This is a genomic window from Streptomyces sp. NPDC058086, from assembly GCF_042885015.1.
GTDB lineage: Bacteria > Actinomycetota > Actinomycetes > Streptomycetales > Streptomycetaceae > Streptomyces.
In genome coordinates, this window is record NZ_JBHVST010000111.1 from 1 (window position 1) to 22,932 (window position 22,932).

General features: G+C 70.0%; 21 protein-coding genes and 2 tRNA genes. 15 read left to right on the forward strand and 8 right to left on the reverse strand.

What is annotated here, in order from left to right; translation table 11 throughout:
- The first annotated feature begins 626 nt into the window (after positions 1–626).
- The 3 genes from ACFVWD_RS47590 (at position 627) to ACFVWD_RS47600 (ending at position 2,627) form a co-directional block, all read left to right on the forward strand.
- Positions 627–1,088 carry a molybdenum cofactor biosynthesis protein MoaE gene (locus tag ACFVWD_RS47590; protein ID WP_168495359.1) on the forward strand — a complete coding sequence of 154 codons (462 nt, stop codon included), beginning with the start codon at positions 627–629 and terminating at the stop codon, positions 1,086–1,088.
- Positions 1,089–1,238: 150 nt separating this feature from the next.
- The gene (locus tag ACFVWD_RS47595) at positions 1,239–1,445 is read left to right on the forward strand and encodes a hypothetical protein (RefSeq protein WP_101400549.1); all 207 of its coding nucleotides are present in this window, start codon (positions 1,239–1,241) and stop codon (positions 1,443–1,445) included.
- A gap of 84 nt (positions 1,446–1,529) precedes the next feature.
- Positions 1,530–2,627, forward strand: a complete 1,098-nt coding sequence (locus ACFVWD_RS47600) for a PDZ domain-containing protein (protein ID WP_389604594.1) — start codon at positions 1,530–1,532, stop codon at positions 2,625–2,627.
- A gap of 93 nt (positions 2,628–2,720) precedes the next feature.
- Here the strand turns inward: ACFVWD_RS47600 and ACFVWD_RS47605 are convergent, their stop codons facing one another.
- Positions 2,721–3,263: a PPA1309 family protein gene (locus ACFVWD_RS47605; protein ID WP_101400551.1), complete on the reverse strand. Its 543-nt coding sequence runs from the start codon at positions 3,261–3,263 to the stop codon at positions 2,721–2,723.
- A gap of 163 nt (positions 3,264–3,426) precedes the next feature.
- Here ACFVWD_RS47605 and ACFVWD_RS47610 point away from each other — a divergent pair, with 163 nt between their 5' ends.
- The 4 genes from ACFVWD_RS47610 to ACFVWD_RS47625 all read left to right on the forward strand — a co-directional run bounded on the left by ACFVWD_RS47610 (position 3,427) and on the right by ACFVWD_RS47625 (position 8,981).
- On the forward strand, positions 3,427–6,414 hold the full coding sequence (locus ACFVWD_RS47610; RefSeq protein ID WP_389604622.1) for a UPF0182 family protein: 2,988 nt from the start codon (positions 3,427–3,429) through the stop codon (positions 6,412–6,414).
- A 109-nt stretch (positions 6,415–6,523) separates the two neighbouring features.
- Positions 6,524–6,597: transfer RNA gene (locus tag ACFVWD_RS47615), tRNA-Met, on the forward strand.
- Between the two features lie 265 nt (positions 6,598–6,862).
- Positions 6,863–8,686, forward strand: a complete 1,824-nt coding sequence (locus ACFVWD_RS47620) for a sel1 repeat family protein (protein ID WP_385388964.1) — start codon at positions 6,863–6,865, stop codon at positions 8,684–8,686.
- 221 nt (positions 8,687–8,907) lie between these two features.
- Positions 8,908–8,981, forward strand: a tRNA-Met gene (locus ACFVWD_RS47625).
- Between the two features lie 110 nt (positions 8,982–9,091).
- Here ACFVWD_RS47625 and ACFVWD_RS47630 read toward each other — a convergent pair.
- A complete protein-coding gene (locus tag ACFVWD_RS47630) occupies positions 9,092–9,508 on the reverse strand; it encodes a Fur family transcriptional regulator (RefSeq protein WP_054228161.1) in 417 nt (138 codons plus the stop codon).
- 135 nt (positions 9,509–9,643) lie between these two features.
- Here ACFVWD_RS47630 and ACFVWD_RS47635 point away from each other — a divergent pair, with 135 nt between their 5' ends.
- Complete coding sequence (locus ACFVWD_RS47635; protein ID WP_389604596.1) at positions 9,644–11,113, forward strand: catalase; 1,470 nt, start codon at positions 9,644–9,646, stop codon at positions 11,111–11,113.
- Positions 11,114–11,215: 102 nt separating this feature from the next.
- Here the strand turns inward: ACFVWD_RS47635 and ACFVWD_RS47640 are convergent, their stop codons facing one another.
- Together ACFVWD_RS47640 and hisN are read right to left on the reverse strand one after the other, a co-directional pair.
- Entirely contained in the window at positions 11,216–11,608 is a 393-nt protein-coding gene (locus tag ACFVWD_RS47640) for a cyclic nucleotide-binding/CBS domain-containing protein (RefSeq protein ID WP_067368643.1), read from the reverse strand.
- A 158-nt stretch (positions 11,609–11,766) separates the two neighbouring features.
- Positions 11,767–12,567: a histidinol-phosphatase gene (gene hisN, locus ACFVWD_RS47645; RefSeq protein WP_389604597.1), complete on the reverse strand. Its 801-nt coding sequence runs from the start codon at positions 12,565–12,567 to the stop codon at positions 11,767–11,769.
- A gap of 233 nt (positions 12,568–12,800) precedes the next feature.
- Between hisN and ACFVWD_RS47650 the strand changes: the two genes are divergently transcribed.
- Positions 12,801–13,406, forward strand: coding sequence for a TetR/AcrR family transcriptional regulator (locus ACFVWD_RS47650; protein ID WP_385385630.1), 606 nt, complete (start codon positions 12,801–12,803; stop codon positions 13,404–13,406).
- A gap of 154 nt (positions 13,407–13,560) precedes the next feature.
- On the opposite strand, the gene ACFVWD_RS47655 is transcribed toward ACFVWD_RS47650, so the two are convergent.
- The 4 genes from ACFVWD_RS47655 to ACFVWD_RS47670 all read right to left on the reverse strand — a co-directional run bounded on the left by ACFVWD_RS47655 (position 13,561) and on the right by ACFVWD_RS47670 (position 17,243).
- Positions 13,561–13,884, reverse strand: a complete 324-nt coding sequence (locus ACFVWD_RS47655; RefSeq protein ID WP_266431638.1) for a multidrug efflux SMR transporter — start codon at positions 13,882–13,884, stop codon at positions 13,561–13,563.
- A 145-nt stretch (positions 13,885–14,029) separates the two neighbouring features.
- Positions 14,030–15,040, reverse strand: coding sequence for a ribosome small subunit-dependent GTPase A (gene rsgA / locus ACFVWD_RS47660; protein ID WP_389604599.1), 1,011 nt, complete (start codon positions 15,038–15,040; stop codon positions 14,030–14,032).
- Positions 15,041–15,056: 16 nt separating this feature from the next.
- The gene (gene aroA / locus ACFVWD_RS47665; RefSeq protein ID WP_168495373.1) at positions 15,057–16,397 is read right to left on the reverse strand and encodes a 3-phosphoshikimate 1-carboxyvinyltransferase; all 1,341 of its coding nucleotides are present in this window, start codon (positions 16,395–16,397) and stop codon (positions 15,057–15,059) included.
- A gap of 123 nt (positions 16,398–16,520) precedes the next feature.
- Positions 16,521–17,243, reverse strand: coding sequence for a M50 family metallopeptidase (locus ACFVWD_RS47670; RefSeq protein ID WP_389604601.1), 723 nt, complete (start codon positions 17,241–17,243; stop codon positions 16,521–16,523).
- 50 nt (positions 17,244–17,293) lie between these two features.
- On the opposite strand from ACFVWD_RS47670, the gene ACFVWD_RS47675 reads away from it, so the two are divergent.
- From ACFVWD_RS47675 to ACFVWD_RS47700, 6 genes are all read left to right on the forward strand, one after another.
- On the forward strand, positions 17,294–18,109 hold the full coding sequence (locus ACFVWD_RS47675) for an SOS response-associated peptidase (RefSeq protein ID WP_389604603.1): 816 nt from the start codon (positions 17,294–17,296) through the stop codon (positions 18,107–18,109).
- 63 nt (positions 18,110–18,172) lie between these two features.
- Positions 18,173–18,805, forward strand: a complete 633-nt coding sequence (locus ACFVWD_RS47680) for an alpha/beta family hydrolase (RefSeq protein WP_389604605.1) — start codon at positions 18,173–18,175, stop codon at positions 18,803–18,805.
- A 255-nt stretch (positions 18,806–19,060) separates the two neighbouring features.
- Positions 19,061–19,744, forward strand: coding sequence for an RNA polymerase sigma factor SigR (gene sigR, locus ACFVWD_RS47685; RefSeq protein ID WP_054228152.1), 684 nt, complete (start codon positions 19,061–19,063; stop codon positions 19,742–19,744).
- Positions 19,741–20,043: a mycothiol system anti-sigma-R factor gene (gene rsrA, locus ACFVWD_RS47690; RefSeq protein WP_054228151.1), complete on the forward strand. Its 303-nt coding sequence runs from the start codon at positions 19,741–19,743 to the stop codon at positions 20,041–20,043. Before sigR ends, rsrA begins: the two co-directional genes overlap by 4 nt.
- A gap of 155 nt (positions 20,044–20,198) precedes the next feature.
- Positions 20,199–21,647: an HD-GYP domain-containing protein gene (locus ACFVWD_RS47695; protein WP_389604606.1), complete on the forward strand. Its 1,449-nt coding sequence runs from the start codon at positions 20,199–20,201 to the stop codon at positions 21,645–21,647.
- The gene (locus ACFVWD_RS47700) at positions 21,644–22,924 is read left to right on the forward strand and encodes an HD-GYP domain-containing protein (RefSeq protein WP_389604608.1); all 1,281 of its coding nucleotides are present in this window, start codon (positions 21,644–21,646) and stop codon (positions 22,922–22,924) included. Before ACFVWD_RS47695 ends, ACFVWD_RS47700 begins: the two co-directional genes overlap by 4 nt.
- Positions 22,925–22,932 lie beyond the last annotated feature (8 nt).

Below are 22,932 nucleotides of genomic sequence, written 5' to 3' on the forward strand. Positions count from 1 at the left end.
CCCCTGAACCCCGGCGGGCTGCGCCCCTGCACCCGGGCGGGGCTGAGCTCCTGGACTCCGGCGGAGGTGCGCCTCTGGACCCCTGGCGGGGCTGCGCTCCTGCACCCCGGCGGGCTGCGCCCGTGCCCCTGGGCGGGGCTGAGCTCCTGGACTCCGGCGGAGGTGCGCCTCTGGACCCCTGGCGGGGCTGCGCCCCTGCACCCGGTGGGGCTGTGGCCCCGGGCCCCTGGCGGGGCTCTGCGCCTGGCCTCCCGGCGGGGCTGCGTCACTGGACTCCGGCGGGACTCTGCCCCTGAACCCCTGGCGGGGTTGCACCCCTGCGCCTCGGCGGGTCCGTGCCCCCGCCCCCCGGTAGCGGATTGATCCGCGGGTCCGTGCCCCCGCCCCCCGGTAGCGGACTGAACCTCGGGGCTCCGCCCCCACCCTCCAGTAGCGGACTGAACCTCGGGGCTGCGCCCCCACCCCCCAGTAGCGGACTGAATGGCCTCGTCCCCAGATGCCGGACGGGAGAGGCGGGGTGGGTGGGGTGTCGGCTTGGTCTCTGTAGGAGGCTCCAAAAGGTCACGCGCGTGTGCGGGGTGAAAGGCGTATTTCGTGGGTGCTGTGGGGTGCGGCACGATGGGGCTATGGCAGCTACCTTTGAGCATCCGGGTGAGTTGGGCGCGCAGGATCCGATTCGGCTGTTGGCGATTCGGGACGAGCCGCTCTCCTTGGACGAGGTCTTCCGGGCCGTCGGAGACGACGCCGCCGGGGGGACCGCGCTCTTCGTGGGGACCGTGCGCAATCACGACGGGGGTGCCGACGTCGAGGGGCTCGGGTATTCGTGTCATCCCAGCGCGGAGGCCGAGATGCGGCGGATCGCCGAGAAGGTGGTCGCCGAGTATCCGGTGCGGGCGCTGGCCGCCGTGCACCGGGTCGGTGACCTGGCCGTCGGTGATCTCGCGGTGATCGTCGCCGTGTCGTGTCCGCACCGCGGTGAGGCCTTCGAGGCGTGTCGCAAGCTGATCGACGACCTCAAGCACGAGGTCCCCATCTGGAAGCACCAGAAGTTCTCCGACGGCACGGAGGAGTGGGTCGGAGCCTGTTGAGAGAGTCGGCCGGACGTGTGAGTCCGGCCTCACCGAGTTCTCACCCTTGCTCCGGTTGCGTAACCGACCCCCTGGTATGAGCGTTAACAAGGCAGATGGTTAATCTGCTGATCAGTCAGTTGCGGTCGCTTGTGGGGTTGGGAGGTCGGCATGGCGTCGCTCGCCTGGTTGCTAATTCCGCTTTTGGCTGCGATCGGTGCCGGACTGTGGGGCAGTTGGGCCAGCCGGAACCGCAAGACGGCGGGAGACGGCGTCGAGCTCGAGGGGTACGCGCGCTTCCGCGCGGCCATGGAGCGCTCCGAGGCCGTCATGGTGCGGCCCGGTGGCGGGGAGAAGCCGCAATCCGACGCGGTCTGAGGCCGGGGCTCCGCCAGCGCCGCCCTGGCCCCGTACGGACGGCCCCGACGGTGCGCTGACAGCACCGTCCCGTACTGTCGTGGCATGCCACGCCGCACCGCGACGATGCTCGCCTCCACCCTGATCCTGATCGCGCTCCTGTGCGCGGGAGTGTTCATCAAAGTGCCGTACTCGGAGATGTCACCGGGGCCGACGGTGAACACGCTGGGCGAGCACGACGGCGAGCCGGTGCTGCAGATCTCCGGGCGCAAGACGTACCCGGCCACCGGTCACCTGAACATGACCACGGTCCGGGTCACCAGCGCCGACTACAACATGAACCTTGTAGAGGCCGTTTACGGGTGGCTCGCGCATGACAACGAGGTCGTGCCGCACGACACGCTCTACCCGGACGGCAAGACCGAGCAGCAGTCGACGCAGGAGAACGCCGAGGAGTTCAGCCAGTCCCAGGAGAGCGCCAAGGTGGCCGCTCTGAAGGAGCTGGGCGTCCCGGTGAAGTCCTGGGTGATCGTGTCGACCGTCGTCAAGGGCTCCCCGGCCGAGGGGCGGCTGCACGCCGGTGACGTGATCAAGAGTGTCGACGGTACGGCCGTCAAGGCGCCCGGCGACGTCGCCAAGCTGGTCACCAAGCACAAGCCCGGTGAGAAGGTCGTCTTCACGGTGGTGCCCGCCAAGGAGCAGGCCGCCGCCGAGAAGGCGGGCAAGACGGCCACCGCGACCACGGACGTGACCATCACCACGGCGAAGTCCAGCGACAGCGGCGCGTCCCGCGCCATCGTCGGCATCTCGGCCGGGACCGATCACACGTTCCCGTTCAGCATCGACATCAAGCTCGCCGACGTCGGTGGTCCGAGCGCCGGGCTGATGTTCGCGCTGGGCATCGTGGACAAGCTGACCCCGGGCGACCTCACCGGCGGCAAGTTCGTGGCCGGCACCGGCACCATCGACGACAGCGGAACCGTCGGTCCGATCGGCGGCATCGAGCTGAAGACGATCGGAGCGCGCGAGAAGGGCGCCCAGTACTTCCTGACGCCCAAGGACAACTGCGCGGCCGCCGCCAAGGACACCCCCGACGGGCTCACTCTTGTCAAGGTCAACACCATCGACGACGCGATGAACGCCCTGAAGGACATCAGCTCCGGCAAGACCGCCGACCTGCCGAAGTGCACCACCAAGGGCTGAGGGACCGACCGGCGGCGGCACACACGGGCCGTACGGCGTGATGGGGGCGCCCCCGGAAGTCCGGGTGCGCCCCCATCCACGTACACCAGGACGTCAGTCCGCGAACGTCGCAGACAACGCCTCCGCCAGACCCGGCACCAGGCCCGCGCCCGTGAGGACCTCGGTCGGCGCGTCCTTCTCGCGCAGACGCAGTGCCGAGTCGCGGGTGCCGTCGCGCAGGACGCCGACCGTCATCCGGACCTCCTGGCGGTCCGGGTGCTCGGCGACCCACTTCGCGAGCTTCTTGTCGCTCAGGCCCTCCGGGACGGAGGCCTCCGCGGACGGCGGCAGCATCAGCCGCTCCACGGTGAGTGCACAGCCGACCACGGCGTCGGGCCAGGCGATGGTGCCGAGGAACTCGTCCAGCGGCTTGTCGGCAGGGATCTCGTCCTGCTCGATGGGGGTGAGACCGGTGGTCTCGGGCTCGTCCTGCAGGCCGAGCTGGGCCGCGAGGCCGGGCTCCTGGGTCCGCAGTCGCGCGGTGTCTACGAGGGCGAAGAGGCGAGCGGGCTGGTCCCAGCCGAGGCCGGATGCGTACTCGTCGATCTCGAGTACGGCCCGGGTGAGCGGGCTCGCTGCCATGGGAGTGTTGGACATGGTCACAATCCTGCCTCGTTCGTACCCGGATCCGGGAACCGAGTAAAGCGTGAGTAAGTTGCATAGATGAGGCTCCACGATCACGGAGCCTGACGGATGGTCCGCTTCACGGGGACCTGACGGATCAACAGCGAACTTCGAGGTGCGCACCTTGGCTTTCCAGATGCCGGACCGCGGCGGAGGCCCGACGGGGCCACGGATCAGAGTGGGCCGACCGTCCCGGCGTGTCCGGACCCTGCTCATGACACTGGGCGTGCTGGCCGTGCTGGCCATGGCGTTCGTCATGTTCGCGGGGTTCTGGACGGACTGGCTCTGGTACCGGTCGGTTCACTACTCGTCCGTCTTCACGACCACCCTGTGGACCAAGATCGGGCTCTTCTTCGTGTTCGGCCTGATCATGGCGGCCTCGGTCGGCGTGAACATCTGGCTGGCACACCGGCTGCGACCGCCGCTGAGCGCGATGTCGATGGAGCAGCAGAGCCTCGACCGGTACCGGATGGGGATCGCGCCCTACAAGAGGTGGCTGCTGCTCGGCATCACCTCCCTGGTGGGGCTGATCGCCGGCGCGTCGGCGTCGGGCCAGTGGCGCACGTGGCTGATGTGGGTGAACGGGGTCCCCTTCCACCAGAAGGACCCCCAGTTCCACCTCGACGTCTCCTTCTATGCCTTCGATCTGCCCTGGTACCGCTTCCTGCTCGGCTTCGGCTTCGCCGCCGCCGTGCTCTCGCTGATCGCCGCCGCGCTCACGCACTACCTCTACGGAGGGCTCAGGATCACCTCCCCGGGCGCGCGCGCCACGGCCGCGGCGACCGGGCATCTGTCGGTGCTGCTGGGCATCTTCGTCGCCCTGAAGGCGGTCGCCTACTGGCTCGACCGCTACGGACTCGCCGTGAAGTCCAGCGACTTCAAGGCGACCGGCAACTGGACGGGTCTCAGGTACGTCGACGCCAACGCGTATCTGCCCGCCAAGACGATCCTGTTCTGCATCGCCGTCATCTGCGCGCTGCTGTTCTTCGCCACCCTGTGGCGGCGCACCTGGCAGCTGCCCGTCATCGGCTTCGGCCTGATGGTCCTGTCGGCGATCCTCATCGGCGGTCTCTACCCGGCGATCGTGCAGAAGTTCCAGGTCCAGCCGAACGAGCAGGCCAAGGAAGCGCCGTACGTCGAGAAGAACCTGAAGGCGACCCGCGAGGCCTACGGCATCGACGGCACCCAGGTCTCGGAGTACGCGGGCAAGAGCGACACCAAGGACAAGACCAAGCAGCGCGACGACGCCGACACCACGGCGAGCATCCGTCTGCTGGACCCGAACATCGTCTCGCCGACGTTCCAGCAGTTGCAGCAGATGAAGAACTACTACGCGTTCCCGACCAACCTGGACGTCGACCGGTACAGCAAGGACGGCAAGGACCAGGACACGGTCATCGGACTGCGCGAGCTGAACCTGAACGGCATTCCGAAGAACAACTGGATCAACGACCACTTCCGCTACACGCACGGATACGGCGTGGTGGCCGCCAAGGGCACCACGGCGACCTCCGGTGGCCGGCCCGTCTTCACCGAGTCCGACCTGCCGTCCAAGGGCGACCTGGGGACGTACGAGCAGCGGGTCTACTACGGCGAGAAGACCACGCAGTACTCGATCGTCGGCGGCCCCCAGAAGGAGATCGACTACTCCGACGACAGCGGTGAGAAGACCACCAGCTACAAGGGCGAGAGCGGGGTCAGCCTCTCCAGCCCGGTCAACCGTGCCGCGTACGCCGTGGCGTTCGGCGAGCCGCAGATCCTCTACTCGGGCGCGATCGGCGAGGGTTCCCGGATCCTCTACAACCGCACCCCCAAGGACCGTGTCGAGGCGGTGGCCCCCTGGCTGACCATCGACGGCGACGCCTACCCGGCCGTGGTCGACGGCAAGATCCAGTGGATCGTCGACGCCTACACCACGACCAACGGCTACCCGTACGCCTCCCGCACCACCCTCGGTGACACGACGGCGGACTCACTCACCGCGACCAACAACCAGCGCGCGGTGGTGGCCCAGCAGAACCAGGTCAACTACATCCGCAACTCGGTGAAGGCGACCGTCGACGCGTACACCGGCGAGGTCAAGCTCTACCAGTGGGACACCAAGGACCCGGTCCTCAAGACCTGGATGAAGGCGTTCCCGAACACGGTGAAGCCGAAGACGTCCATCTCGCAGTCGCTCATGGACCATCTGCGGTACCCGCAGGACCTGTTCAAGGTCCAGCGCGAGCTGCTCACCCGCTACCACGTGAAGGACGCGCAGACGTTCCTCAGCGGCAGCGAGGTGTGGCAGGTCCCGGACGACCCGACCAACAAGTCGGGCAACGCGGTGCCGCCGTACTACCTGAGCATGCAGATGCCCGACCAGAAGGCGCAGACGTTCTCGCTGACGACGACGTTCACTCCGAACGGCCGGGACAACCTGAGCGCCTTCATGTCGGTCGACTCCGAGGCGGGCACCAGTGACTACGGCAAGATCAGAATCCTGAAACTGCCGACCAGTGAACCCGTCGACGGGCCCAAACAGGTCCAGAGCCAGTTCAACTCCCAACAGGACATCGCCGAGTCGATCAGACTTCTGAAGGGTGGGGACTCGGAAGTCGAGTACGGCAATCTGCTGACGGTTCCGCTCGACGGAGGACTGCTCTACGTGGAGCCCGTCTACGTACGCGGTGGCGACCTCAAGTACCCCCTGTTGCGCAAGGTGTTGGTGACCTACGGAGGCAACACCGCCTTCGAGGACACGCTCGACCAGGCGCTCAACAAGATCTTCGGGACGGAGAGTACGACCAGTCCACCGACGGACACGGGGACCACGCCACCGCCGACGTCGAGCAACCCGACGGTCCAGCAGGCGCTCACCGACGCCCAGAAGGCCTTCGACCAGGGCCAGGACGCCCTCAAGAAGGGCGACTGGACGGCGTACGGGCAGGCGCAGAAGGATCTTCAGGACGCTCTTAAGCGGGCCGAGGACGCTCAGACCAAGGCCGACAAGAGCGCCACCGGTGGCAGCGGCGGCAGCAAGAGCAACGACAAGGGCAGCGGTCCGAGCAGTAGTCCGAGCCCGAGCGGCAGCAGCAGTCCGAGCCCCAGCGGCAGCAGTAGTCCCAGCGGCGGTACGGGCTAGGGCGGGCCCGTCGGCCTGCCCGTCGGGTCGGCCGACGGCTGGTCCGGTTCTTGGATCAGCCGCTGGTCAGAGGCCACCTCCGCGCCGTGGTACGGTTGCAACACAACGGCGCGGGGTGGAGCAGCTCGGTAGCTCGCTGGGCTCATAACCCAGAGGTCGCAGGTTCAAATCCTGTCCCCGCTACTGAAAAGCGAAGGCCCGGATCCTCTCAGGATCCGGGCCTTCGCTGTGTGCGCACACGTGTACTGCATCCGTATGGCGACCTGAGTAGGACGCGTGCGCGGGGTGCGGGCGGCGACCATGGGCGACGCGCCGAAGACTGCGCCATCTGTGGGGAGTTGAGAAAACTGTGTTTGACTTGTCTCTCTGTGGGCATGTCGACAAAACGCTGAAGTGACCTCACTGACTGCGGTATACCAGGTGTACCCAGGTTGCAGGTGGTGCGACGATGGACGTTATGGGGGACAAGGCAACTCTGTTGGAGACAGGGCGTTTTGTGCAGCCTTCAGACCGGGACGAAACCGGCGAGGCTGCCGAGGAAGCACGTCAGCGGCTCGCCGCCGAGGCCGGCGACGTCGAGGCGATGAGTGTCCTCGGAGCGATGTTGCTGCGCCGCGGTGATCTCGACGGAGCCGAGCCTCAGTTGCGCGCTGCCACCGCCGCCGGTGACCGCGCCGCCGCCAACAACCTTGGTGTCCTCCTGCATCAGCGCGGGTACGCCGACGACGCCGCCGGGTGGTGGCGGATCGCCGCCGTAGCCGGGTCCGCGGCCGCCGCGCACGCGCTCGGGCGCTATCACCGGGAGCGGGGAGACGAGCCTGCCGCCGAGTACTGGCTGCGCCAGTCCGCCGAGCAGGGGCATGCCCTCGGGGCGTACGCGCTCGCCGATCTGCTGGAGCACCGCAGTGACGTCGGCGCGGAGCAGTGGATGCGGGCAGCCGCCGAGCGGGGGCACCGTGAGGCCGCGTACCGGCTCGCGCGCACGCTCGACCGCAAGGCCGCGGACGCGGGCGAGGGCAGGGGCGACAACGGTGTCATCGGGGTCATAGGAGCCGCCGGTGAAGAGGCCGAGCAGTGGTACCGGCAGGCCGCCGCGCGGGGGCACCGGCGGGCCGCGCTGCACCTCGGGGCGATCCTGGAGAAGCGGGGGCACCTCAAGGAGGCCGGGCGCTGGTATCTGACGTCCGCCAAGGACGGAGAGGCCCGGGCCGCCTGCGCGCTCGGGTTCCTGCTGCGGGACGCGGGGGACACGGAGAGCGCGGCCGTGTGGTGGCTGCGGGCCGCGCAGGACGGGGACGGGAACGCCGCGAACGCGCTGGGGGCGCTGCACGCCGAGCGTGGCGAGACGCAGACCGCGGAGCGGTGGTACCGGGCCGCCATGGACGCCGGTGATGTGAACGGCGCGTACAACCTCGGGCTGCTCTGCGCCGAGCAGGGGAGGACCGCGCAGGCCGAGCAGTGGTATCGGCGGGCCGCGTACGCGGGGCACCGTGAGGCCGCGAACGCGCTGGCGATCCTGTTGCTTCAGGTCGGTGACTCGGCCGGGGCCGAGCCGTGGTTCTCCAAGGCCGCGGAGGCCGGGAGTGTGGACGCCGCGTTCAACCTCGGGATCCTGCATGCCGGGCGGGGGAGCGAGGACGACGAGGAGGCGGCGCTGCGGTGGTACGAGCGGGCGGCTTCCGCCGGGCACACCGAGGCGGCGCTGCAGGTCGGGATCGCGCGGCTGCGGGACGGGGACGAGCTGGAGGCGGAGCGGCATCTGAGGTGTGCGGCGGGGGGCGGTAGCGCGGAGGCCGCGTATCGGCTGGCCGCCGTGCTCGACGCTCGGCGGCCGCCGGCGCCCGCGCATGAGCTCGGGGAGCCGGCGCAGGAGAAGAGTGAGTGCGAGGAGTGGTACGAGCGGGCTGCCTCTCTCGGGCATCGGCGGGCGCAGGTGCGGGTCGGGATGCTCGCCGCGGCTCGGGGCGATGTGGTGGAGGCGGCTCGGTGGTACCGGTCGGCCGCGGAGGCCGGGTCTCGGAACGGGGCCTTCAACCTGGGGCTGCTGTTGGCTCGGGAGGGGAGTGAGCCGGAGGCCGCGTTGTGGTGGACCCGGGCGGCGGATGCGGGGCATGGGCGGGCGGCGCTTCGGCTCGCGCTCGTGTATGCGCGACGGGGGGAGTTGGCGGAGGGGCAGCGGTGGGCTGATCGGGCGGTTGCGCTGGGGCCCGCGGAGGTGGCTGAGCGGGCGGCTCGGTTGCGGGATGCGTTGCGGCAGGAGTTGTCTGCGTGAGTGTGGGGCGGTGGGTGGGGGCTGGCCTTGGCTTGTTCTCGCCCCCGCCGCCCCTACCCGACCCATCCCAGGGGCTGCGCGCCTGACCCCTGCGCGCCTGACCCCTGCGCCCCGCCGGGTCGGTCCTGGACTCCTGCGGGGCTGTGCGTTCGAGCGTCGTAGGGGGGCGTGTACGGGATTTGCGCTGGTCCACCTGGTTGACGTAATGTTCAGTTCATCGACGCGGGGTGGAGCAGCTCGGTAGCTCGCTGGGCTCATAACCCAGAGGTCGCAGGTTCAAATCCTGTCCCCGCTACTTGAAGGCGAAGGACCCAGATCATTCAGATCTGGGTCCTTCGGCGTTTTCGGGGATGCGGGGGGCAAAGGAAAGCCCCGGCGTCCGTGGAGGCCGGGGCTTCGGGAGAGTCAGGCTGATGCGCAGGTGGGGCACAGGCCCCGGTATGTCACCTCTACGTCCGACACCGTGAAGCCGAAGCGCTCCGAGTCGGGGAGGTCGGCGAGCGGGTTGCCGCTCGGGTGGACGTCGCGGATCGAGCCGCACTGGGCGCAGACCAGGTGGTGGTGCGGACGGTGCGCGTTCGGGTCGTAGCGCTTGGCGCGCTTGTCCGTCGCGACTTCCAGCACCTCGCCGAGCGAGACCAGCTCACCCAACGTGTTGTAGACGGTCGCCCGGGAGATCTCGGGCAGCTTGGCGACGGCTCGGGCATGCACCTCGTCGGCCGTCAGATGGACGTGATCGCCGTCGAGGACCTCGGCCACGACACGCCGCTGCGCGGTCATTCGCCATCCGCGTCCGCGCAGTCGTTCCAACAGGTCACTCATACAGGCCAGCTTAACAGCAAGGTGACCAGATCCTGAATGGGTGTGAATTTGGACGAGTGATTGACTTGGATATTGTCTAATATAGGATCGGTTCGGCATTGGCCATTGGGTGGGACTGGGCAGGACTGGTCCGGAATGACGCAGGAGGCGCACGTGACGCAGGGACCGCTTACGACGGAGGCCGGCGCGCCGGTTGCCGACAACCAGAACAGCGAGACCGCGGGCGTCGGTGGCCCGGTGCTCGTTCAGGACCAGCTGCTTCTCGAGAAGCTCGCCCACTTCAACCGTGAGCGCATCCCGGAGCGTGTCGTGCACGCCCGGGGCGCCGCCGCCTACGGCACCTTCACGGTCACCGCGGATGTCACCCGGTACACCCGTGCCACGTTCCTCTCCGAGGTCGGCAAGCAGACCGAGACCTTTCTGCGGTTCTCGACCGTGGCCGGCAACCTCGGCTCCGCGGACGCGGTCCGTGACCCCCGCGGCTTCGCGCTGAAGTTCTACACCGAAGAGGGCAACTACGACCTCGTCGGCAACAACACCCCGGTGTTCTTCATCAAGGACGCCATCAAGTTCCCCGACTTCATCCACACGCAGAAGCGCGACCCGTACACCGGTTCGCAGGAGGCCGACAATGTGTGGGATTTCTGGGGCCTGAGCCCCGAGAGCACGCATCAGGTGACCTGGCTCTTCGGGGACCGGGGGATCCCGGCCTCCTACCGGCATCTCAACGGGTACGGCTCGCACACGTACCAGTGGAACAACGAGGCCGGAGAGGTCTTCTGGGTCAAGTACCACTTCAAGACCGACCAGGGCATCAAGAACCTCACCCAGGCGGAGGCCGACAAGCTCGCCGGTGAGGACCCCGACTCCCACCAGCGCGACCTGCGCGAGGCCATCGAGCGCGGTGAGTTCCCGTCCTGGACCGTGCAGGTGCAGATCATGCCGGCGGCCGACGCGGCGACCTACCGGTTCAACCCGTTCGACCTCACCAAGGTGTGGCCGCACGAGGACTACCCGCCGATCGAGATCGGCAGGCTGGAGCTCAACCGCAACCCGGAGAACATCTTCGCCGAGGTCGAGCAGTCCATCTTCTCGCCGGCGCACTTCGTGCCGGGTATCGGGCCTTCGCCCGACAAGATGCTTCAGGGGCGGCTCTTCGCCTATGGCGACGCGCACCGCTACCGCGTCGGCATCAACGCCGACCACCTGCCGGTGAACCGCCCGCACGCCGCCGAGGCACGCACGAACTCCCGTGACGGCTTCCTGTACGACGGCCGTCACAAGGGCGCGAAGAACTACGAGCCGAACAGCTTCGGCGGTCCGTTCCAGACGGACCGGCCGCTGTGGCAGCCGATCGCGGTGACGGGCCACACCGGTGAGACCGAGGCGCCGTCCCACTCCGAGGACGACGACTTCGTGCAGGCGGGCAATCTGTACCGCCTGATGTCGGAGGACGAGCAGGGGCGGCTGATCGCGAACCTGGCGGGTTTCGTCGCCAAGGTCTCCCGTGACGACATCGCCGAGCGCGCGATCAACAACTTCCGTCAGGCTGACGAAGACTTCGGCAAGCGGCTGGAGGCCGCGGTCCAGGCCCTGCGCGGCTGACAACCAGTACTGGATCGCTTGTCGTGGGCGGTGGGCCGGATCCCTCTGAGTGATGGGGGGTCCGGCCCGTCGGCATGTGCGGGCCCGGCAGTTCCCGGGCGTCTACGCGGGTACTCGCTGCCGCTTCGGTGCCCAGCAGCGGATGATGTCGCGGACCGAGACGATGCCGACCGGGCCGTTGTCGTCGAGCACGATCAGGTGTCGGAAGCCGCCGTGTGCCATCGCCGCCGCGGCTTCCTCCAGGGTCCAGACGGGGGCGGCGAAGACGACGTCGGTCGTGGTGTGGGTGCCCGCGGTCTCGGTGTCCGGGTTCTGTCCGAGGGCGATCGAGTTGAGGATGTCGCGTTCGGTGAGGATGCCGAGGCCGGAGGAGTCCTCGTCGTGGACGACGGCCGCGCCTACGCGGCGGGAGGACATCAGGCAGGCCGCCTGACGGAGAGTGTGTGCCGGGCCGATGGTCAGGACCACCGTGCTCATGGCGTCGCGGACGAGCATGGGCTGGAGCCACCTCCTTGGTGAAGCGCCAAGAGAAGCGATTCACAAGTTCACAAGTGGGGGGACTCTCAGAGTCGCAGTTAAAGGGAGGGTCAACAAGAGGGCGTGCGGTGAGTTTCGGGGGCGCCCATGGGTCACAAGGGCGCGCCACCGGCTCTTCAGTACCGCTGGTTCAGATAGCCCAGCAGCTCGTCATGGAGGATGCCGTTCGACGCGGCCGCGTTGCCGCTGTGCGGGCCCGGGCGGCCGTCGAGGCCCGTGAAGGATCCGCCCGCCTCGGTCACCACGATCGCGTTCGCCGCCATGTCCCACAGCGACAGCTCGGGCTCCGCGCAGATGTCCACCGAACCCTCCGCGACCATCATGTACGGCCAGAAGTCGCCGTACCCGCGCGTGCGCCAGACCGCCTTCGTCAGGTCAAGGAAGCCGTCGAGGCGGCCCTGGTCCTCCCAGCCGGACAGCGAGGAGTACGCGAAGGACGCGTCGGACATCCGCGAGACCTGGGAGACCTTCAGACGCGTGGCCGAGGACAGGCTGCGGCCGGTGAACGCGCCGTGCCCCTTCGCCGCCCACCAGCGGCGGCCCAGCGCGGGCGCGGAGACCACCCCGACCACCGGCTGGTAGCCGCCCTCGCCCGCTTCCATCAGGGAGATCAGCGTGGCCCAGACGGGCACCCCGCGGACGTAGTTCTTGGTGCCGTCGATCGGGTCGATCACCCAGCGGCGAGGGCCGGTGCCCTCGATGCCGTACTCCTCGCCGAGGATCGCGTCGCGCGGCCGTGCCCGCTGGAGGTGGCCGCGGATCAGCTCCTCGGCGGCCTTGTCCGCCTCGCTCACCGGCGTCATGTCCGGCTTGGTCTCGACCTTGAGGTCGAGCGCCTTGAACCGGTCCATCGTCGCCGCGTCGGCGGCGTCCGCCAGGACATGGGCCAGGCGCAGGTCATCGCGATAGTCGGGCATGACTGCACCGTATATGGCCCACTCGGGCCACAGCCATACGGCCCGGGGGATCATCGCGCACGGACATGGGCGCTCGGGGCGCCTCGGGGCGCGAGCCGCACGGCCCGGTTGATCATCGCGGCGTGCGGGGATCGGCGTACGCCCCTCAACGCCGCCGCGAACCCTTGACAGTGCCCCTGTGCGCGTCAAATCTGAGCTGCAGTGCCGCCCGCTCGCCCCCAGGGAGGCGAAAGATGCCTGCAGCGCGGGAATCCCTTCTGGATGCCGCCTATACGGCGCTCGCACACCGCCCGTGGTCCACGGTGCGGATGGTCGACGTCGCCGCCGTGGCCGGTGTGTCCCGCCAGACGCTGTACAACGAGTTCGGAAGCAAGGAGGGGCTCGCACGCGCCCTCGTACGGCGCGAGGCCGACGGCTATCTCGCCGGGGTCGAGCGCGCGCTGGCCGCCCACGCGGACGCGCGCGAGCGGCTGGTCGCGACCGCCGAGTGGACCACGTCGGCGGCCCGGGGCAACGCGCTCGTACGGGCCATGCTGACCGGGTGCTGGAGTGAGCGGCTGCCGTCGCCGACGCTCTCGGCGGTGCCGTCGTCGTCCGCGGTGCCCGCGCAGCGGAGGGCGGACGGGCCGTTGCCCTCGCCGGCGGACTTCGTGGCGCTCGTACGGGACCGGGCCGTCGCGGCGTTGTCCGGGCCCGGGGCGATGAGGGGGGACGTGGGGGAATTGACCGGGGCGTGTGAGCTGGTGGTGCGGTTGTCGTTGTCGTGTGTCGCGGCTCCGCCGGGGGAGGGTGGGGTGACGGAGCTGGTACGCGGTGCGTTGCCACGGCAGTTGAGGTGACGCCTTCCGGGGTGCCTCGGCAGCTGGGCGGGCGGGTGCGGCGTGTGGGTGGCTGGTCGCGCAGTTCCCCGCGCCCCCGAAGAGACTCCCCCGCGCCCCCCAAAGACTTCGCCGCGCCCCCGAGAAGACTTCCCCGCGACCCTGACGGGGCGCTTCAGTGGGCGGAGCCCGAGAGCTGTAGGCCGATGACGCCGATGATGACGAAGCTGATGGAGACGATCTTGAGCGTCGACACCAGGTCGCCGAGGAAGACCATGCCGTAGATGGCGGTGCCCGCCGCGCCGATGCCGGTCCATACCGCGTACGCCGGGCCGACGTCGAGCTTGCGCAGAGCGAGGGTGAGCAGACCGAAGCTGCCGAGCGCGAAGACGCAGAAGGCGATGGTCGGCCAGAGTCTGGTGAAGCCGTGCGAGAGTTTCAGACAGACCGCGAAGCCGGTTTCGAGCAGTCCCGCCACAACGACCAGCAGCCACGCCATGTCTCGTCCTCCCGTATCCGCACGTCGACTGCTTCGCCTGGCCTGGGTCCGGCTTGGTGCGATTATGCATTTGCCGACCGGCTAAGCACTTACCGACGGGCCGCCCACGCAAACAACGCGGAGGTCACAAGGGGGCTCAGGGGACTCAGTCACCCTCCGTGCGCTCGCGCGTCGCCAGCAGCCGACGCAGGGAGTAGAGCCGCTGCGGGTCCGCGTGGCCGTCCGCCACCCACTGGTCCAGCGCGCAGTCCGGTTCGTCGTGGCTGCACGCGCGCGGACAGCCCTCGGTTCCGGGTTCGAGGTCGGGGAAGGCGTGGATGACCCGGGACGGGTTGACGTGGTGCAGGCCGAAGGAGCGGACGCCCGGAGTGTCGATGACCCAGCCCTCGCTGCCCGGCAGCGGGATCGCGCGCGCCGAGGTCGTGGTGTGCCGGCCCCGGCCCGTGACGGCGTTCACGCGGCCGGTGCTGCGCCGCCGCTCCTGCGAGACCAGCGCGTTGACCAGGGTCGTCTTGCCGACGCCGGAGTGCCCGACGAACGCCGTGATCTTGCCGTCAAGCTGCTTGCGCACCCGGTCCACCGCCGCGCCGCTCTCCAGCTCCTCACGGCTCGTCACGACGTAGGGGACGCCCAACGCCCCGTAAAGCTCCAGGAGTTCGTCGGGCGGGGCGAGGTCCGACTTGGTCAGCACCAGCAGGGGTTCCAGGCCGGCGTCGTACGCCGCGACCAGGCAGCGGTCGATCAGGCGCGGGCGCGGCTCGGGGTCGGCGAGGGCGGTGACGATGGCGAGTTGGTCGGCGTTGGCGACGACCACGCGCTCGTAGGGGTCGTCGTCGTCGGCCGTGCGGCGCAGTACCGAGCTGCGCGGCTCGATGCGGACGATGCGGGCGAGGGTGTCCTTCTCGCCGGACAGGTCACCGACGATCGCGACACGGTCGCCGACGACGGCGGCTTTTCGGCCCAGCTCGCGGGCCTTCATCGCCGTCACGAGGCGGTCCTCGACGAGGCAGGTCAGGCGGCCCCGGTCGACGGTGACGACCATGCCCTCGACCGCCTCCTCGTGCTTGGGGCGGATGTTCGTACGCGGACGGTTGCCCTTGCGGTTGGGGCGCTGGCGGATGTCGTCCTCGTCGGTGTGCTTGCCGTAGCGGCGCATGATCCCGGTCCGCCCGTCAGTTCCCGAGCATTCCGGTCCACAGATCGGGGAAGTCCGGCAGGGTCTTCGCCGTCGTCGCCACGTTCTCGATCTGCACCCCCTCCACCACCAGCCCGATGATCGCGCCGGCGGTCGCCATGCGGTGGTCGTCGTAGGTGTGGAAGATGCCGCCGTGCAGTCGGCGCGGGCGGATGTGCAGGCCGTCGGCGGTCTCGGTGACGTCACCGCCGAGTTCGTTGATCTCCTTGGTGAGCGCGGCCAGCCGGTCCGTCTCGTGCAGGCGCAGATGGGCCACGCCCCGCAGGGTGGACGGGGAGTCGGCGAGGGCCGCGACCGCCGCGATGCCCGGGGTCAGCTCGCCGACCTCGCTCAGGTCCACGTCGATGCCGTGGATCGCACCCGAACCGGTGAACTCCAGACCGCTGTCGGTCAGTTCGCAGGAACCGCCCATCTCGGTGAAGATCTCCCGCAGCCGGTCACCGGGCTGGGTGGTGTGCGCGGGCCAGTCGGGGACGACGACCGTGCCGCCGGTCACCAGGGCCGCCGCCAGGAACGGCTGGGCGTTCGACAGGTCCGGCTCGATGATCAGGTCGCGGCCGAGCAGCGCGCCGGGCGTGACCCGCCAGACGTTGGGCTCGCCGCCCGACTCCGGGGTGTCCACCTGCGCGCCGACCGCGCGCAGCATGTCGACCGTCATCCGGATGTGCGGCATGGAGGGCAGCGTCGAGCCGGTGTGCCGGACCTCGACGCCCTGGTTGAAGCGATGGCCGGACAGGAGGAGGGCGCTCACGAACTGGGACGACGAGGACGCGTCGATCTCCACCGGGCCGCCGTCCAGGGCGCCGCCGCCGTGCACGGTCAGCGGCAGCGCGCCGCGGCCGTCGTCGTCGATGCGGGCGCCGAGCAGCCGCAGCGCGTCGATCACCCCGTTCAGCGGGCGCTCGTACGACCGGGGGTCGCCGTCGAAGCGGATGGGGCCGTCCGCGAGGGCGGCGACCGGGGGCAGGAAGCGCATCACGGTGCCGGCGTTGCCGACGTCGACCGTGGCCGGGCCCTGAAGACCCGAGGGGATGACCCGCCAGGCCTCGCCGGAGGCGTCCGGGCCCGCGGCGACCGTGGAGCTGGACGCCACCGTCTCCTCGATGCCGACGCCCATCGCGCGCAGCGCGCCCGCCATCAGCAGCGTGTCGCGGGAGCGCAGCGGGCGGCGCAGCCAGCCCGGCTCCGAGGCGAGCGCGGCGAGGACCAGGGCGCGGTTGGTGACCGACTTGGACCCCGGCACGTGGACCGTCGCGTCGACGGCTCCGCTCGCGTGCGGGGCGGGCCAGAGGGCGGTGTGGGCGGGGTTCGCGGTCATGCGCCCACTTTAGTGGGTGGGGGTGGGGGTAGATCTTGATCAAAAGTGACGGAATGTGAGCGAATGACTCAGGGGTGCCTCAACGTCCCAGCACTCAGCACTCGACGTACCGGCAGCCGGCACTCAACGCCCCAGCAGCCAGCGGCCGCCGCCCAGCAGGGAGCACAGGGACACCGCGTGGAACAGGAACAGCCACAGCCCCGCCGGGACGTGGGTGAGGCGGGAGAGCTGGTCGGGGTCGGAGTCGCCGGCGCCGCCCCGGCTGCGCTTGGCCTGGAGCTCGAAGGCCGGACGGACGCCTCCGAGCAGCAGGAACCACACCACGGCGTACGCGAACGCCGCCTGCACCTGGGGTCCGGCGAGCCAGGACACCACCAGGAACGTGCCGCCGGTGAGGACCACCGTGAGCGCACCGTAGGCGTTGCGGATCATCACCAGCATCGCGACGAGCAGGGCCGTGGCCAGCCACAGGAGCAGAGTGATGCGGCCCACGCCCAGCAGCGCGGCGCCGCCGAGACCGAGCAGCGGGGGAGCCGTGTAGCCGGCCGCCGCGGTGAGGATCATGCCGAGGCCGGTCGGCTTGCCGCGGCTGACGGTGAGACCGCTGGTGTCGGAGTGCAGCCGGATACCACTGAGGCTCCGCCCGGTCAGCAGCGCCACCAGTCCGTGGCCGCCCTCGTGCGCGATGGTGATGGCGTTGCGGGAGAGACGCCAGACGCCGTGCGGGACGATCACCGCGAGAGCGGCGACCATGGTGGCTATCACCACCCACAGGTCGGGGTCCGGCTGGGTGCCGGAGACCTGGTCCCAGAGGGAGGCCAGCGAGGTGGATGCGGTGCTGTCCATTGTCTGCGGTGGCTCCCTCTGATGTCGCGGAATCTGGCAGTGTGGCACGTATGTGCGGACGGTATGCAGCGAGTCGTAGGCCCGAGGATCTCGCAGGAATCTTTGAGGTCGAGAAGTGGGACCCCGAGGAGACCTTGGACCCCGACTACAACGTGGCTCCGACCAAGGAGGTCTATGCCGTCCTCGACCGCCCACTTAAGGACGCGCAGAGCCCGAAGCCGGTTCGCCAGCTGCGCAGACTCAAGTGGGGGCTCGTCCCGTCCTGGGCCAAGACGCCCGAGGGCGGCGCCCGGATGATCAACGCCCGCGCCGAGACCGTGCACGAGAAGCCCTCGTACCGCCGTGCCTTCGCCGCCCGGCGCTGCGTCATCCCCGCCGACGGCTACTACGAGTGGGTCACCGGGTCCGCCGAGCGCGATCTCGAGGTCGAGGGCAAGAAGAAGCGGCCGCGCAAGCAGCCGTACTTCGTGCTCCCCGCGGACGGCTCGGTCTTCGCGATGGCCGGGCTGTACGAGTTCTGGCGCGACAGGACGCTCCCCGACGACCACCCCAGGGCCTGGTGGGTGACCTGCTCGGTGATCACGACCGAGGCGGAGACCTCGCCGCTCGCGGTCGCGCCCGCCGAGGGGCCGTACGCCCTCGCAGACATCCACCCGCGGATGCCCCTGATGCTCACCCCGGACCGCTGGGACGCCTGGCTCGACCCGGCCCGTACGGATGTCGACGGCCTGCGCGAGCTGCTCGCGCCGCCGCCCGCCGGGCTGATGCGCGCCTATCCCGTCTCCACGGCCGTCAGCAATGTCCGCAACAACGGGCCGGAGCTGCTGAAGCAGCTGGAGGGCCCCGAAGAGGGCACACTTTTCTGACGTGACGGAGATCATGGAAGTCCGACATGACGGAGCTCCTGCAAGCCTGACGTGACGGAGATCATGGAAGCGATCGACACGATCGAGACGGACGCCGGTACCGCCCGCGTCACCTGGCACCGGGCCGGGAAGCCACGCCTCGTGCTCGCCGTGAGTCACGGCGCGGGCGGCGGTATCGAGGCGCGCGATCTCCAGGCGCTGGCCGCGGTGCTGCCCGGGTACGGAGTGAGCGTCGCGCTCGTCGAGCAGCCCTGGCGGGTGGCCGGGAAGAAGGTGGCGCCCGCGCCGAAGACCCTGGATGTGGGATGGCGGGGCCTGTGGCCCACGGTCGCGAAGCCCGGACTGCCGGTGGTCGCGGGCGGGCGCAGCGCCGGAGCCCGCGTCGCCTGCCGTACGGCGACGGAACTCGGCGCCACCGCCGTCCTCGCCCTCAGTTTCCCGCTGCACCCACCCGGCAAGCCCGAGAGGTCCCGCGCCGACGAACTCCTCGGCGCCGGGGTGCCCACCCTCGTGGTCCAGGGCGGCAACGACCCGTTCGGGAGGCCCGCGGAGTTCCCGAAGGGCTCGCATGAGCTGATCGAGGTGCCGTACGGCGATCATGGCTTCGCCGTGCCGAAACGGGCACCGATCGACCAGGATGCGGCCCTGGAGATCATCACCGACGGTGTCGTGAGGTGGATCGCGTCACTCGGGTGACACACGGGAATGTCGGGCGGCGGACCACTGTTGTGCCGAGCAGACAGCACGGAGCGTGCTGAACCGTTCGAACGAGAGGAAGTCCGCCGCATGGGTTCGACCATCTGCCCGAACCGCAGCAGTAGCCCTGAGCTGGACTGGACGGTGCTGCACGCGGCGAAGACCGCCCCCGTTCGAGCGGCGGCGGGTGTGGATGTTCGTCTATCCTCCGATTCGAGTGGGACCGGTTTCGGTCCTGCCACGTCGCTGGAGGAGGTGGGTCCGGTCACTGGGACCGACGCAGGGACCGATCACGGCCAGGCGGAGCAGCCCGAGGGCCAGGGCACGAGCACGGAGTCGTCCGCCGAGCGCACCGCGCGCTTCGAGCGGGACGCGCTCGAATTCCTCGACCAGATGTACTCGGCCGCCCTGCGCATGACGCGCAACCCGGCCGACGCCGAGGACCTGGTGCAGGAGACGTACGCGAAGGCGTACGCGTCCTTCCACCAGTTCCGCGAGGGCACCAACCTCAAGGCTTGGCTGTATCGCATTCTCACCAACACCTTCATCAACTCGTACCGCAAGAAGCAGCGCGAACCCCAGCGCAGTGCGGCCGAGGAGATCGAGGACTGGCAGCTCGCGCGTGCCGAGTCGCACATGTCGACCGGTCTGCGCTCCGCGGAGTCGCAGGCGCTCGACCACCTGCCCGACTCGGACGTCAAGGCTGCGCTGCAGGCGATCCCCGAGGAATTCCGCATCGCGGTCTATCTCGCTGATGTAGAAGGCTTTGCGTACAAGGAGATCGCGGACATCATGGGGACACCCATCGGTACGGTGATGTCCCGGCTGCACCGGGGCCGTCGCCAACTGCGCGGCATGCTCGAGGACTACGCCCGTGACCGCGGGCTGGTCCCGGCCGGCGCCGGAGAGTCGAACGAAGCGAAAGGCTCGGGCTCATGAGCTGCGGAGAGCCGCACGAGACGGATTGCAGTGAGGTACTCGATCACCTGTACGAGTTCCTCGACCATGAGATGCCGGACTCGGACTGCACCAAGTTCGAGGTGCACTTCGAGGAGTGCTCCCCGTGTCTCGAGAAGTACGGACTCGAGCAGGCCGTGAAGAAGCTGGTCAAGCGGTGCTGCGGCCAGGACGACGTGCCGACCGATCTGCGCGCCAAGGTCATGGGCCGCATCGACCTGATCCGGTCCGGTCAGACCGTGCCCGAGCACGACGTCACCGCGACACCCCAGGAGTCCTGAACTCCCCGGGGAGATCGTCCGGTTATCACCCGAACGTGCTAATCCGCGGGCTCCGAGCCCGCGGATTCGGCTATTGCCGCCCCCGTACCGTTCCCATCGTCCTAGGCTCCGGAGCCTGACCGGGGCAGGGGACGTCCGGGGGAGGGAACAAGGCGATGGGGTCGATTCCGACGTGGGCCCGTTTCTACGTCGTCTGTGTCGTCGCCGCAGCCCTGGCCTGCCTGGCTCCGCTGCCCGCCGTTCACGCACCCTGGTGGATCGTCGCCCTGCTGGCCGCGCTGTACGCCGGCTGCGAGCGCATCCCCTTCCCGCAGGGCCCCAAGGGTGCCGCCGCCCGCGTCGCCGAGCGGGGCGCGCCCAGAGGGCTGGGCACCTTCCTGCCCGTGCTGCTCGCCGGGGCCTTTCTGCTACCGCCGTCGGCCGCCGCGCTCGTGGCGCTGCCGGGCGCGCTGCTCGCCCGTGTGGAACAGCGGCCGCGGTGGCTGCGCCGGGTCTGGCGCGCGGCCCAGCTCGCCGTCGCGGTCTGGGCGGCGTCCCGGGTGCACTGGGCGCTGGGCGGCCGGGACGCGGTCGCCCTGCCCCACTTCCCGTACGCGCTCGTGCCCGCCGGGGCCGCGGTGCTCACCTTCTGCGTGGTGCTGACCGCCCTCGACGGCGGGATCCTGGCGCTCGCCGAGCGGGTGCCCGTGCGGGGCGCCTGGCGCGGGCTCTTCTCGCGCTCCCTCGCCTCCGTCGCCGTGCACGGGCTCGCCGGGCTGATGATGGCGGTGCTGTGGCGCAGCCCGTACGGTCCTGTCGCCGCGCTGCTCGTCCTGCTGCCGATGTACGTGTCCTGCTGGGCGTTCGCCCAGTACCACCGGGAGCGGGCCGCCCACCAGGCCACCATCCGGGCCCTCGTGCAGGCCGTCGACATCAAGGACGGATACACGCGCGGGCACAGTGAGCGGGTCGGGCAGGCGTCCATGATGATCGCCCGTGAGCTGGGCATGGACGACGAGCGCGTCGAAGTACTGCGGTTCGCCGGGATCCTGCACGACGTGGGGAAACTGGGCGTGCCCACCCGGCTCCTGCGCAAGGACGGGCCGCTGACGCCGGAGGAACGGCGGATCATCGAGCTGCATCCCGAGTACGGGCACGAGATGGTGCGCGGCATCGGCTTCCTCGGGGAGGCGCGCTCGGCGATCCTGCACCACCATGAGCGGATCGACGGGAGCGGATACCCGTACGGGCTGGTGGGGCGCCAGATCCCGGAGTTCGCACGCGTGGTGGCCGTCGCCGACGCGTTCGACGCGATGACGTCGACCCGGTCCTACCGGCGGGCCCGGCCGGTGCCGGTGGCGCTGGAGGAACTGGAACGGTGTGCGGGGGCGCAGTTCGATCCCGGGATGGTACGGGCCCTGGTGCGAGCGCTGGACCGACACGGGTGGCATCCTGCGGTGACCGCGGGGGTCTACCCGCTCACTCCGCCCGTTTCCAGTCGGACAGAAGCGAACCCGACAGACAAGGACCCGACCCCGACGGGCGCCAGCGGGCGCCGCACGGACCGGGACCCGGCGGGTGGCGACCCGCCGTCGAGCGGCGTCGTCGGGCGGGGGCGGTCATGAGTGCCGTCGGGGTGGAGATTCCCGGGTACGGGATCGTCGGGCGAGCCCCGGTCACCCTCACCCTCGTTCACGCGGTCGCCCTGCTCCTCGCGGTCGTCTCGCTGGCCGTCGTCTTCTGGCACGGTCTCGAGGAACGAGGAGTCGCGCTCGCCTTCGGGATCCTCATCGCCGTGGGGGAGCTGACCCGCTGGAGCGGGGCCGAGGAGCGGGAGGCGGCGCCCCTCGCCGCCGCCGGAGCCCTCGCGTACGCGCTGCTCGGCGAGAACGCCGGACACCACACCGACCACGGCGTCCTCGAGATAGTCGCGGTCGTCGTGGCCGCGGCCCTCATCGGTTGCGTACCGCACGTCGCCCGCGGTCGCGGGCCCACCGCCGACCACCTCACCCGGCGCGTCCTCACCGTCGCCTTCGCCGCCGTCTGCTTCCAACCCCTCTACAACCAGGGAAGGTTGACGGGCTGGAGCGGTCCCTCCTACGCCCTGCTGCTGGTCTCCCTGCTGGTGCTCACGGCGCTGTGCGACGCCGTGCTCGCGGCGGCGATGGCGCACGCCCGGACCCGCTGGCCCTTCGGACCGCTGCTGCGGGACGAGCTGCGGGCCACGCTCGGCATCGGGTCGGCGGTCTGCGCGACCGGGGCCGTGATGTCGCTCGCGGTGGCGGTCGTCGGGCTGTGGGCGCTGCCCGTGTTCTCGCTGCCCCTGCTGCTCACCCAGCTCTCCGTCCGGCGGTTCGCCGCTGTGCGCGTCACCTATCGGCAGACGATCGCCTCACTCGCGCGGGCGACCGAGATCGCCGGGTACACCCCCGCCGGGCACGCCCGGCGGGTCGCCGCGCTCAGCCGGGCCGTCGGCCGTGAGCTGGGGCTGTCCGAGCCCGATCTGACCATCCTGGAGTACGCGGCCCTCATGCACGACATCGGACAGCTCAGCCTCGTCGACCCGGTGCCCGCCGGAGCCACCTCCACGCTCTCCGCCGACGAGCAGCGGCGCATCGCCCTCCTCGGCGGCGCCGTCGTACGCCAGACCGGCGTGGACGCCGAGGTCGCCGTGGTCGTGGAGCGGCAGGCCGATCCGTACCGGGAGCAGCCGGTCACGGCACGGATCGTGCGGGCCGTCAACGCTTACGAGGAGATGGCCAGGGAAGCAGGCCCGGGCGGGCCCCTCACCGCCCTGGAGAAGCTGCGCCTGGCCACCGCCCGCGACTATCAGCCCGAGGTCGTGGAGTCGCTGGCCAGGGTCCTGTTGCGGGGCAGCCTTACCCTGCCCCAGGCTGGGTAACCCATGGG